Source organism: Rothia sp. HMSC065C03 (assembly GCF_001837295.1).
Lineage (GTDB): Bacteria > Actinomycetota > Actinomycetes > Actinomycetales > Micrococcaceae > Rothia.
Genome location: NZ_KV831988.1, coordinates 133,689 through 145,116 on the forward strand (window position 1 = coordinate 133,689; position 11,428 = coordinate 145,116).

Annotated in this window: 11 protein-coding genes; 2 read left to right on the forward strand and 9 right to left on the reverse strand. The window is 61.2% G+C overall.

The window, feature by feature from the left end; translation table 11 throughout:
* Positions 1-224: 224 nt before the first annotated feature.
* Complete coding sequence (locus HMPREF2605_RS03980) at positions 225-548, forward strand: GNAT family N-acetyltransferase (protein WP_239663414.1); 324 nt, start codon at positions 225-227, stop codon at positions 546-548.
* A 149-nt stretch (positions 549-697) separates the two neighbouring features.
* On the opposite strand, the gene HMPREF2605_RS03985 is transcribed toward HMPREF2605_RS03980, so the two are convergent.
* Positions 698-1,342, reverse strand: a complete 645-nt coding sequence (locus tag HMPREF2605_RS03985; RefSeq protein ID WP_070847029.1) for an L-alanine-DL-glutamate epimerase — start codon at positions 1,340-1,342, stop codon at positions 698-700.
* Positions 1,343-1,877: 535 nt separating this feature from the next.
* Here HMPREF2605_RS03985 and HMPREF2605_RS03990 point away from each other — a divergent pair.
* Positions 1,878-2,669, forward strand: a complete 792-nt coding sequence (locus HMPREF2605_RS03990) for a trimeric intracellular cation channel family protein (RefSeq protein WP_070675346.1) — start codon at positions 1,878-1,880, stop codon at positions 2,667-2,669.
* A 100-nt stretch (positions 2,670-2,769) separates the two neighbouring features.
* Here the strand turns inward: HMPREF2605_RS03990 and HMPREF2605_RS03995 are convergent, their stop codons facing one another.
* From HMPREF2605_RS03995 to HMPREF2605_RS04030, 8 genes are all read right to left on the reverse strand, one after another.
* Positions 2,770-3,519: an amino acid ABC transporter ATP-binding protein gene (locus HMPREF2605_RS03995; protein ID WP_070847030.1), complete on the reverse strand. Its 750-nt coding sequence runs from the start codon at positions 3,517-3,519 to the stop codon at positions 2,770-2,772.
* Positions 3,512-4,186 carry an amino acid ABC transporter permease gene (locus tag HMPREF2605_RS04000; protein ID WP_012904266.1) on the reverse strand — a complete coding sequence of 225 codons (675 nt, stop codon included), beginning with the start codon at positions 4,184-4,186 and terminating at the stop codon, positions 3,512-3,514. Before HMPREF2605_RS04000 ends, HMPREF2605_RS03995 begins: the two co-directional genes overlap by 8 nt.
* Positions 4,187-4,215: 29 nt before the next feature.
* Positions 4,216-5,034, reverse strand: coding sequence for a transporter substrate-binding domain-containing protein (locus HMPREF2605_RS04005; protein ID WP_070847032.1), 819 nt, complete (start codon positions 5,032-5,034; stop codon positions 4,216-4,218).
* Between the two features lie 270 nt (positions 5,035-5,304).
* Positions 5,305-6,150: a transporter substrate-binding domain-containing protein gene (locus HMPREF2605_RS04010; RefSeq protein ID WP_049353456.1), complete on the reverse strand. Its 846-nt coding sequence runs from the start codon at positions 6,148-6,150 to the stop codon at positions 5,305-5,307.
* A 98-nt stretch (positions 6,151-6,248) separates the two neighbouring features.
* Complete coding sequence (locus HMPREF2605_RS04015) at positions 6,249-7,409, reverse strand: trans-sulfuration enzyme family protein (protein WP_049353457.1); 1,161 nt, start codon at positions 7,407-7,409, stop codon at positions 6,249-6,251.
* Positions 7,410-7,721: 312 nt separating this feature from the next.
* The gene (locus HMPREF2605_RS04020; RefSeq protein ID WP_049333904.1) at positions 7,722-8,873 is read right to left on the reverse strand and encodes a trans-sulfuration enzyme family protein; all 1,152 of its coding nucleotides are present in this window, start codon (positions 8,871-8,873) and stop codon (positions 7,722-7,724) included.
* 493 nt (positions 8,874-9,366) lie between these two features.
* Positions 9,367-9,873 carry a CoA-binding protein gene (locus HMPREF2605_RS04025; protein ID WP_005509183.1) on the reverse strand — a complete coding sequence of 169 codons (507 nt, stop codon included), beginning with the start codon at positions 9,871-9,873 and terminating at the stop codon, positions 9,367-9,369.
* Positions 9,873-11,333, reverse strand: coding sequence for an O-acetylhomoserine aminocarboxypropyltransferase/cysteine synthase family protein (locus HMPREF2605_RS04030; RefSeq protein ID WP_070847034.1), 1,461 nt, complete (start codon positions 11,331-11,333; stop codon positions 9,873-9,875). Before HMPREF2605_RS04030 ends, HMPREF2605_RS04025 begins: the two co-directional genes overlap by 1 nt.
* Between the last annotated feature and the right edge of the window lie 95 nt (positions 11,334-11,428).

Sequence of the window (11,428 nt, forward strand, 5' to 3'; positions counted from 1 at the left end):
CCACCCCTTTGCGGGTCGGATGCGCCGCTTCTTTATGCCCTCAAGCCCACCAACGTGTTGGACGGCAGTTCCCTAAATCCCCCAATTTGGCGCTATACAATGCCTGTATGCGGTACTGTATTTTGGACTCCACCAGCCCCCTTCCCAGCGTGGAAGAACTTACTGAGCTTTACGATTCTGTGGGCTGGAGTGCCTATACCAAAACACCCGAACGTCTCGTCCCGATGGTGGAGGGGTCGCGGTATCTCTACACCGCACGAGAGGCAACCACGGACGGAACGGGACGGCTCGTCGGGCTAGTCCGCGCCGTCGGGGACGGACACTCTATCGCCTACATTCAGGACCTCCTAGTGCATCCGCACGCCCAACGACAGGGCGTTGGTTCTGCGCTTCTAAAGCGTGTCATTGATGACTTTGACCGAGAAGACATTCGACAGCGACTCATTACTACCGACACCGCTAGTGAACACGCCGTTGCGCTCTACAAACGCTACGGTTACGCACCCGTTGAGGCAGCAGGATGCATCACCCTTGCATGCTATCGATAAGGCAATATCGCATGCGACTTGATACGGCTTAACTCGTTCAAGCTGGCTGAGGCGCTGGGCTAAACCCACTAAGCGTTAGAGCTTGAAACAAGCGGCGCGTCCACCCCTTTGCGGGTCGGATGCGCCGCTTTGTTTTAGCTACTTTTGTTTCAGCTGGTCGCCGAGTCCGCTCGCAGGGCGGCATCCCAGCCGCTCGCCAGGCGCGTCGCCGCGGCCACCAGAGCCACCAGATCCTCGGCGTACACCGGGGTCGAGCGCACGCCCGCACACCAGTCAATCGTGCCCAAACCCAGCCAGGGCTTACCGGGGAAGAACTCGCGCCGCAGCGCCACACGGCGCTTACCCAGGGCGCGGCGACCCGGCACGTACCCGCCGCGGCTGATGAACAGCGCCTCGCGGCCCTCGGACTCCACCAGCGCCTCCAGGGCCCTCAGTGCAGGAACCCAGCTCGGCTCCCCCATGCTCGCCAGGTCGGTCAGTTCGGGGTACTCGCTCTCGTGCTCCGCCACGCTCACGCCCAGAATGTACTGGTAGCGCACCTGCCCGAGCTCCTGCGGCAGGCCGCGGTCGGCGGTCTGAATCGTACCGCACAGGTGCCGAACGACCGGCTCACCCTCGGCGTTCACGCCGGCCAGGGGCTCGCCGTCCCGGTAGATTGCGGGGCCGTCCAGGTAGAGCCCCACCGCGCCGGTACCCGTGATGTTGGGGCGCACCGACCAGCTGGGAAGCGCCTCCTCCAGGCGGGGCACCACGCCCCGCAGGATTTCGAAAACTTCGTCACGCGATACCGTCACGGCGGCTCCTTTCACCTTACGCAGATAACGATTTGCGATGTGGCCGGTCTATCAAACGACCGGGCCACATGCCTCTAGTATTCGTCTAGCTCCAGCTTAGCGAGCGCTCAGCTTACGGGAGGGTAGCCACACCATGAGCGCCGACAGCGCCGCACCGGCAAACATCATGACCGCCATGGACTCCACCGCATTCAGGGGGCTCAACGCCAACAAGTAGCGAAGAAATGATGCCGCTACCGTACTGGAAAGAACCCAGCGCAAAAACAATCATGACAGAGCATTGGGGGTGGAGATTCACTCATTCTACGCCCATCTTTTAGCGCGCCCACAAGCTTCTCCGTTACGTCTCAGAGCTCGTCATGAGCACCTTTCAACTAGGAGCAGAGGCGGCGGCGGGTCTACAATAAATCGGTGCCAATTCAGGTACGCGCACAGGCAAACAGAGCCGGATGCGGTGATAACGTCGTCACCCGACCCCCCCCGTTGCGCACACTTCCCCTACCGGCACACGCATCACGTACGCAGGAGAACGCCCATGCACGAGCTCTTTGACCCAGATCAGGTATTCCGCATCGTCGACATTGCCGCCGTTGTCGCTAACGGCCTGCTCGGCGGTGCTGTGGCGCGCGCCTTCCGATTCGACATTGTGGGCTTCCTGCTGCTCGCGGTCGCCTGCGGCATGGGCGGCGGTATGATCCGTGACATCCTACTGAACTCCGGACTGCCCGTGGCACTCACTGACGGCGGCTACTGGGTGGGTGCTATCGGCTCCTCGATTCTGGCGTACAGCATCGACTTGAGTGCCCGCTGGGCGACCCGAACCATGCTCATCATTGACTTCATCGGTATGGGTGCGTGGGCGGCAACCGGCACCATTAAGTCCCTGAACTTGGGCCTGCACTGGCTGCCCGCTATTGCACTGGGTGTGACCACCGCGGTCGGTGGCGGCGTTATCCGTGACATTATGGTCAACCGCATTCCGGCGATTTTTGGCGGTAACTCCCTGTATGCGACAGTCGCGTTTGTGGGTGCTTCTGAAACCGCTCTGGTAACCGGCTTGTTCCACCGCCCTAACCTGGCGATGGCACTGTCTATTTTCTTGTGTCTGGTGTTTGGTGTGCTCTCCCATATGAAGAATTGGCAGCTGCCGACTACCCCGGCTGAGCTGCGTGTGCCTCGCCCGCGTCTCTTCACTTTTGGTAAGCAGGAGGACCGTGCCGTTGCTAATGAGGGCTGGGCCCCTGGTGCTCCGCTCACTGAACAGCTTGAGGTGATTAATGCTGAGCAACTGGAGGAGTACCGCCGCTCTAAGGGTCTTTCAGAGTAAAAACCAATATATGCTGAATATAGAATATGGGATGGTTTCCGCTCGTCAGATGATTATCTGACCGGCAGAAACCAGCCCATATTTACTATGTGCAGTACGGCTAAATCGTGTACTCGGTGCTGTCGTACACCGTCAAGAACTTACGGATACGCTCATCATCCGAAGCAAAGAAACCGGTCGGCTCACCGTTATAGCGCAGGGTACCGTTCTCCAGGAACACGATACGATCTGCGACCTTCTTCGCAAACGCCATATTGTGCGTCACGATGACCAGGGAGCGACCCTCCTTCGCCAGCTGCATCAGCACACGGATAACCTCCGCCTCCAGCTCGGGATCCAGCGCACTCGTCGGCTCATCAAAGAGCAGGTAGGAGGGTTCCAGCGCCAAGGCGCGGGCAATCGCCACACGCTGCTGCTGGCCACCAGAGAGCGCGTCCGGGTAGGAATCTACCTTGTCGGCAAGACCCACCTTCGCCAGCAGCTCGCGGGCACGCTCCTGCGCCTGCTGAGCATTCAGGGTGCCGTTGAGGGCCGGGGCGAGCGCCACGTTCTTCAACGCCGTGTAGTTCGGGAACAGGTTGAACTGCTGGAACACCATCGCCGAACGGGAACGAATGTCACGCACCTGCGCGTCGGTGAGCTTCTGGCTGTAGTCGACCTGCGCGTCGTCGATGGTGAGCGTGCCGGACTGCGGGGTTTCCAGCAGGTTCAGGCAGCGCAGCAGGGTCGACTTGCCGCTACCGGAGGGGCCCAGAATGACGGTGGTCTCGCCGCTGGGGATGTCCAGGCTGATGTTCTTGAGCACCTGCGTCTCGCCGAAGCTCTTCGACAGGGAATCAACGCTAAGCATTGTTGCTCCTCACGTAACGGTTGCTGTACTTCTCCAGCGCCGACTGTGCGGCGGTCAGCAGAGTGAAAATCACCAGGTAAATAATGGCGACTTCGGAGTACATTGCCAGCGGCTCGAAAGTACGCGACGCGATCTGCTTACCGGTCTGGAACAGGTCAACCATCGAAATGACCGACACCAGCGAAGTGCCCTTAATCAGGTCGATGAAGTTGTTGCCCAGGTTCGGCAACGCGATGCGCACCGCCTGCGGAATCACGACGTGGCGCAGGGTCTGCATGCGGGTGAAGTTCAGGGTTGCCGCCGCCTCAAACTGGCCACGGGGAATAGCCGCCACCGCGGAACGGAACGTCTCAGCGACGTACGCGCCGGTGTGCAGGCTCATCGTGATAATCGCGGCACTCCATACGTCCAGGGCGATACCGACCTTCGGCAGGCCGTAGAAGACGATGAACAGCTGAACCAGTAGCGGGGTGCCACGGAAAACCCAAATGTACACCCACGCCAGCCAGTTCACCGGTGCAAAGCGGCTCGTACGCGCGCCAGCAGACACAATGCCCACCAGCAGCGCCACCGCGAACGAAATTAGCGACAGCGGGATAGTCACTGCCAGGGTCGAGCCCAGCAGCTGAGGCAGGGACTCAGCCCAAAGATTCAGGTAGCGTTCCATGAACGGAACTCAGCTCCTTATAGAAAGTATTAGTTCTTCGGGGAGAGGTCTTCGCCCACGTACTTCTCGTAAATCGCCTTGATGTCACCGTTGCCCAGGTGCTTCTTCAGCGACTCGTCGATAGCGTTACGCAGAGCATCCTGGCCCTTAGCCATCAGGATGGAAGAGTTGCTGCCGGTACCCAGGTCACCGGAGAGCAGGCGCAGGTTAGCGTCCGGGTGCTCCTTGAAGTACTCAGCGAAGGACACGGAGTCGTTCGCGGTCATCTCTGCGCGGCCCGAGAGGACCTGCTCGATAGCCTCATCGAAACCGGAAACAACCACGATCGAAGCACCCTTAGCCTCCACCATCTTGCGGAAGTTCGAAGTCTCAGACTGCGCCGAGGAGTGGCCGGAAATCTCGCTCACGTTCTGCAGGGAAGAATCCTTCTTCACGGCGACCTTCGGCTCCGAGTACAGGTAGGGTACGGAGAAGTCGTACTTCTGCTTGCGCTCGTCGGTTGCGGAAACGTTGTTGATGACGATGTCGTAGCGGTCAGCGTCCACGCCAGCGATCAGCGAATCCCAGGGGGTTTCGGTGAACTCTGCGGTCACGCCCAGATCCTTAGCGACCAGGTCGATGATTTCCTTCTCGAAACCGACCAGGGCGCCGTTCGAGTCGTGGAAAGAGAAGGGGCGGTAGGTGCCCTCCAGGCCCACACGGATCTTGCCGGCAGACTTGATAGCCTCCAGCTTGTTGGTGCTGGATGCGGTGCTGCTACTGGACGAACCGCACGCTGCGAGCAGTGCAGCCAGGCCGGTGAATGCGGAGCCTGCGAGGACGGTGCGGCGGTTAATCATTGCGGACATGGTGTTCTTCTTTCGTGTGGTGGTTGATGCTCTTGTAGTTGCGGGTTGTCACCCTGAGGTAACCCGGGGGCATCGTGCGGTGTGCCCCTCTCTGCGGGTGCAACGCTGGCTATCCTACAGCTATTCCCGGTGGGAAAGAATTCAACGTAACATTCCGTCATATTCTCTCATCGGTGCAGGATAAGCCACAGAGACATCAATCACGACGCGGTGTCAGAAGTCCTGGCGGGTGAGCCCTTTCCGGGCCCCTTCCGAGCCTTTCACGAAAGCTTAGGAGGCGGGGCTCAAGTCCTCGCTCACATGCTTCTCGAAAATTGCTTTGAAGTCACCGTTGCCCAGGTGCTTCTTGATGGAGGCGTCAATCGCATCCTTCAGCGCGGTCTGGTTCTTGGGCAGCAGAACGGCGACGTTGGTGCCGGGGCCGACCTCACCATCCAGCAGGCGCAGGTTGGCGTCCGGGTGCTCCTTGAAGTACTCGGCAAAGGACACGGAGTCGTTGGCGGTCAGCTCAGCGCGGCCGGTGAGCACCTGCTCGATGGCCTCGTCAAAGCCGGTGACTTCGATGATGGTGGCGCCGCGTTCCTCCACGAGCTTGCGGTAGTTGCTGGTGGCGCTCTGGGCGGCGCTATGGCCGGAGATTTCGGAGGCGTTCTTCAGGCTCGAGTCCTTCTTCACACCCACACGGGCACGGGAGTGCGCGTAGGGCACGGAGAAATCGTACTTCTTCTTACGTTCCTCGGTGGGTGCCACGTTATTGAGCACGATGTCGTAGCGGCCCGCGTCCACGCCGGCGATAAGCGAGTCCCAGGGGGTTTCGATGTACTCGGCGGTCACGCCCAGGTCCTTGGCGAGGGTCTCGGCGATGTCATACTCGAAGCCGGCGAGCTTACCGGAGGCGTCGTGGTAGGTGTAGGGGCGGTAGGTACCCTCCACACCGATGCGGATTTTGCCCGCGGACTTAATGGACTCCAGCAGGTTGGAGGAGCTCTGTGCGGAGCCTGCGCTGGAGCCGTTACCGCCGGAGCAGGCGGCGAGCAGGCCGGTGGTTCCGGCGAGGGCCGCGCCCAGTAGCAGGGAGCGTCGGTTCAGCACGGCGGAGGTGTTGAGAACGGTCATTCTTGGTTCCTTAATCTACGTTGATGTGTGGTGTGAAAGTTGAAATCTGCGGTATGAACCGGCGACGTTCGCCAGCGGTATGAACCGGCGGCACGAACCTAGCCGGCGAAGGCGGCCTTCAAGCCAATCTCCAGGGCCGCGATGAGGTCCTGAACATCCTCAATGCCGATTGCCAGGCGCACGAGGCGGTCGTCCACACCGAACTCGTCGCGGTGCTCCTGAGCGTAGGCGCCGTGCGTGGTGTGCGCGGGCAGGCTCACGAGCGATTCGATGCCACCCAGGCTCACGGCGTTCACGAAGATGGGCAGGGAACGGGCGAAGGCCTGCGCGTCGCCGCCGTCCTTGAGCAGCAGCGAAAAGACGGAGCCGATGCCGCGGGCCTGGCGGGACTGCACCTCCGCCTGTTCCTCGGAGGAGTTGCCGGCGTAGAAAATCTTCTCGACCTCGGGACGCTCGGAGAGGAACTCGATAAGCTCGCGGGCGTTCTGCTGCTGGCGTTCCAGGCGCAGGGCCAGGGTCTTCACGTCCTGCAGCAGGCGGTAGGAGTCAATCGGGGGCAGCAGCGCACCGCTGACGAGCTGACCGCGGTGCAGCAGAACCGCCAGGTCGGGGTCGTTCGTCGCCGCAACGCCGGCAAGCAGGTCTGCGTGACCGGCCAGGAACTTGGTGGCGGACTGCACGGTGATGTCCGCGCCGAGCTCCAGGGGACGCTGCAGGTAGGGGGTCATGAAGGTGTTGTCTACGATCAGCAGGGCGCCGTGGCGGTGCGCCAGCTCCGCAACCGCGGCAATGTCAGTGACCTGCAGGGTCGGGTTCGTGGGGGTCTCAAGGAAGACGACCTTCACGTCCGGGGTAAAGTCCTCATCGCTCAGAGTCGTGAAGTCACTGATGAAGCGGGTCTTCACGGCGCGCTTAGTCAGCTCGGTGGTCGCAAAGCGGTAGGTGCCGCCGTAGGTCGGCATGCCCAGCAGCAGGGTGTCGCCCGCCTCCAGAACACCAAGAGCCGCCGCGGTTGCCGCCATGCCGGAGGGGTACGCATAAGCGTGCTCGGCACCCTCGAGGGCAGCGAGGGTCGCCTGCAGGTTATCGCGGGTGGGGTTCGCGCCGCGCTGATACATGTAGGTGGTGTCCTCACCTGCGGTACCGAAAGTGCTCGCCAGGTAGACCGGTGGTACGGACGCATCGTAGCGGGTATCGTGCACGGCATGGATAGTGCGGGTCGTGAAGCCGGTCGGTTCGAGCTGATTCTGCTGGCTCATGGTGGTTCTCTTTCGTCCGGGCTACCCCAAACGCGGGTGTAGCTGCTGGGTGTCGTCGTGTATCTGAGATTTACCCTACCCGCATTTTTTATGCCGTTCTAGATAAACTTCACGGGGGTTAATATGTTCACGCAACGTCATATAAAAATGCGGTGAGGGCACACAAAATACCCGCATTAAAAACATTCTTTTACGGTGAAAGAAATGCATTAATCCGGGTATTTTGAGTAATTATTATGGATGACATTACACCGCGTATTTGGGGCACTTCGAATCACGCGATACGGTCGTACGGTGCCTCATGTTCAGGGACTATGCCTGATGCGCCAGGGCTGCGGTCAGGCCGCGCTCCAAATCCTCGATAATGTCCTCAATCTCCTCGATGCCGATGGCCAGGCGAATGAGGTTGTCGCTCACGCCGTACTCGTCGCGGTGCGCCTGAGTGTAGGCGGCCTGCACCATGAGCGCGGGGCGAACCACCAGCGACTCGATGCCGCCCAGGCTCACCGCGTGGCTGAAAATCTTCAGGGCTTCGAGGAAGGCGGGCAGATCGGCGCCGTCCACCAGCTCCATGGAGATGAGCGCGCCCAGGCCGTTCGCCTGGCGGGCGTGCACCTGCGCCTCATACTCGCTGTGCGAACCCGCGTAGAGCACGCGCTTCACGGCGGGGTGCGCCTCCAGGTAGTTGATGACCTCGATGGTGTTCTTCTGCTGCTGGGTCAGGCGCAGCTTGAGGGTCTTGACCTCCTGCAGCAGGCGGTAGGAGTCGGTGGGCGAAAGCATTGCGCCGGTGATCATCTGCAGGTGCCAGAGGCGCTCGGCGAGCGCGTCATCGTTGGTTGCGGCGACGCCTCCGAGCAGGTCGGCATGGCCGCCCAGATACTTGGTGGCGGACTGCACGCTGATGTCTGCGCCCAGGTCGAGGGGCTTCTGTAGCAGCGGGGTCATGAAGGTGTTGTCGACGACCACGATTGCGCCGTTGCGGTGGGCAATTTCGGCGATGGCGGCGATGTCGCTCACGCGCAGTAGCGGGTTGGAGGGGCTCTCCAGGAACACCATGGTCACGTTGTCGGCGAAGTCCTCGTCGGTGAGGGCCGTGAAGTCGCCGATGAAGCGGGTCTTGACGCCGCGAGCGGGCAGCTCGATGGTCGCGAAGCGGTAAGTGCCGCCGTAGGAGGGCATGCCCAGCAGCAGGGTTTCGCCTTCCTTGAGGATGCCGAGGGCGGCAGCGGTGGCGCCCATTCCGGAGGGGTAGGCGAAGGCGTGCTTGGCGCCTTCGAGGGTTGCGAGCGTGGTTTCGAGGGCCGCGCGGGTGGGGTTGCCGCCGCGCTGGTAGTCGTAGGGGCCTTCGGTGCCGTCACAGGGCTGGGCGTAGGTGGTGGTCGTGTAGATCGGAGGCAGGATGGAGCCGTACGGGTTGTCGCGGTCCGTGGTGTGAATTGCCTTCGTGGTGAATCCGGTCATGCTGTCCTCGGCTAAGGTTGGGCATAAAATGCGGGGGATAAATATATTGCTAGCTTATGGCTCTTTTTGGGTGCTGACTAGTTTTTTCTTTTCTGTGACCGAGTGACTTTTTATGACCGAAAAATAGCGTTATATTTCGACATTTTAGACATATATTTCGTCATATTTCGCATATGGAAAGGCCCGGCGGTCGGTACGCGTGTGTGCTGAGTACCGGCCGCCGGGCTTCCATCTAGGATACCGGCTCACGGCGCGAAAGCGTAAGGGTAGGTTTACCTTAAAGCTGAACTGCCCTCCACTAGGGGCGATGTTGCGCCCTCATTCTCGCCTAAACGCGCCGGATGCCCTGCCGGGCACTACACCCGGCACTACACCGGGCATAGAAGGAGGGGCGTGCCCGGGAATCACCCCGGGTACGCCCCCTCCATTCAGACGCTGACAAGCGCCTAATTTTTGTAATTACAAGCCATAGCCGCGGCTTACACAGCACAGGCTACTTCGACAGCACCTGACGCTTCGAAGAAATCACCCCCGTATTGAAACCAGCCAAGTGCAGACCACCGTGGAAACGCGCATGCTCAATCTTCACGCACTTATCCATCACCACGTTCAGGCCGGCAGCCTCACCAATCGCGGCAGCCTCCTCGCTCCAGGAGCCCAGCTGCATCCAGACGGTCTTCGCGCCCAGGTCAACAGCCTCCTGCACCACGCCCGGCAGGTCCTCATTACGGCGGAAAATCTCCACCAGATCCGGGACCTCCGGCAGGTCCTGCAGCGACGGGTACACCGGCTGACCCAGCACAAGCTTGCCCTTCGCCGCCAGAATCGGGTTCACAAAGTACAGCTTGTACGGCGAAGCCGACTGCAGGTACGTCGCCACAAAGTAGGAGGCACGCGAAATCTTATCGCTCATACCCACAATCGCAATCGTGCGGGTATTACGCAGAATGTTCAGACGCTCAGGGGCGGAAGGACCCACCCAGGTACGCTTCTCAGTCATTACTTCTCCTCCTGAGTGGTAGTAGGCAGGGAGCAGGATGCGCCAGCAGCAGCCTCAGCGGCGGCAGCGTCCTCGGCGGCCTTAGCGGCGGCAACCGCCTCCTCAGCCTCCACAATCTTGTCTGCACTGGACTCGCCCACACGCTCACCGGCGTGGTTCAGGCCAGTCGCGTAAGTCAGCGCCTGGTCCAGGTCCCAAATGATGTCTTCGACGTCTTCCAGACCCACCGAGATACGGATCAGGTCCTCACCGACACCGCCAGCTTTAAGCTGCTCAGCGGTCAGCTGCTGGTGAGTGGTCGAACCCGGGTGCAGAACCAGGGTGCGGGCGTCACCAATGTTCGCCAGGTGGCTTGCCAGCTGCAGCGCACCAATGAACTCGCCACCAACCAGACGGCCGGAAGCCTTCTCAGTCGCCTTCACACCGAAGGAGAACACGGAACCAACACCCAGCGGCAGCAGCTTCTTCGCACGCTCGTAGTGCGGGTGGTCTTCCAGGCCGGCGTAGTTCACGTAGGCGATACGCTCATCCTCAACCAGCCAGTTCACAACCTGCTTAGCGTTCGCCAGGTGCGCGTCCATGCGCTGCGGCAGGGTCTCAACGCCCTGCAGCAGGTTGAACGCGGACTGCGGGCTCAGCGACGGACCGAAGTCACGCAGCTGCTCAGAACGCAGCTTGGTCAGGAAACCGAACTCACCGAAGTTGCCCCACCAGGACACGCCATTGTAGGAGGGAACCGGCTCGGTCATGGACGGGAAGTTGCCGTTACCCCAGTTGAAACGGCCGGACTCGACGACGATACCGCCGAGGGTGGTGCCGTGACCACCCAGGAACTTGGTGACCGAGTGGATAACAATGTCGGCACCGTGTTCGAGGGGGCGAATCAGGTAGGGGGTGGACAGGGTTGCGTCCACGACCAGGGGGATGCCCGCCTCGTGCGCGACCTCTGCGAGGCCTTCCAGGTCGGCAACCTCACCGGAGGGGTTCGCCACAATCTCGGTGTAGATTGCCTTGGTGTTCTCGGTCAGTGCCGCCTTGTAGTCGGCGGGGTCGGTGCCGGGAACGAAGGTGGTCTCAATGCCGAAGCGGCGCAGGGACACGTCCAGCTGGGTGACGGTGCCGCCGTACAGCTGCGAGGAGGCGACGATGTGGTCGCCCTGCTGGCAGAGTGCCGCGAAGGTGATGAACTCGGCGGCCATGCCGGAGGCGGTCGCTACCGCACCGATACCGCCTTCGAGGGAGGCGATGCGCTCCTCCAGCGCGGCGACGGTGGGGTTGGACAGACGCGAGTAGATGTTGCCGTACTTCTGCAGGGAGAAGAGGTTCGCCGCGTCGTCAGCGTCCTTGAAGACGAAGGAGGTGGTCTGGTAGATGGGGACCGCGCGGGATCCGTGCTCGGCGTCGGGGGTGCCGCCCGCGTGTAGTGCGCGGGTTCGGAAGCCGAAAGTGTGTTCAGCCATTGGTTTGCTCCTGGTGTATCTGCCCGCCGGGGATGGGCGGGGAGTCGATAGTGGCTCGACTTTATACTGTGCCACCGTCACGGGGGCGCACCAAG

Bases quoted from the DNA above. Each gene is read 5' to 3' on its own strand.
- HMPREF2605_RS04000 (WP_012904266.1), bottom strand. From the start codon at position 4,186: ATGGAACGCTACCTGAATCTTTGGGCTGAGTCCCTGCCTCAGCTGCTG.
- HMPREF2605_RS04020 (WP_049333904.1), bottom strand. From the start codon at position 8,873: ATGACCGGATTCACCACGAAGGCAATTCACACCACGGACCGCGACAAC.
- HMPREF2605_RS03990 (WP_070675346.1), top strand. From the start codon at position 1,878: ATGCACGAGCTCTTTGACCCAGATCAGGTATTCCGCATCGTCGACATT.
- HMPREF2605_RS04025 (WP_005509183.1), bottom strand. From the start codon at position 9,873: ATGACTGAGAAGCGTACCTGGGTGGGTCCTTCCGCCCCTGAGCGTCTG.
- HMPREF2605_RS04030 (WP_070847034.1), bottom strand. From the start codon at position 11,333: ATGGCTGAACACACTTTCGGCTTCCGAACCCGCGCACTACACGCGGGC.
- HMPREF2605_RS03995 (WP_070847030.1), bottom strand. From the start codon at position 3,519: ATGCTTAGCGTTGATTCCCTGTCGAAGAGCTTCGGCGAGACGCAGGTG.
- HMPREF2605_RS03980 (WP_239663414.1), top strand. From the start codon at position 225: ATGGTGGAGGGGTCGCGGTATCTCTACACCGCACGAGAGGCAACCACG.
- HMPREF2605_RS04010 (WP_049353456.1), bottom strand. From the start codon at position 6,150: ATGACCGTTCTCAACACCTCCGCCGTGCTGAACCGACGCTCCCTGCTA.
- HMPREF2605_RS04005 (WP_070847032.1), bottom strand. From the start codon at position 5,034: ATGTCCGCAATGATTAACCGCCGCACCGTCCTCGCAGGCTCCGCATTC.
- HMPREF2605_RS04015 (WP_049353457.1), bottom strand. From the start codon at position 7,409: ATGAGCCAGCAGAATCAGCTCGAACCGACCGGCTTCACGACCCGCACT.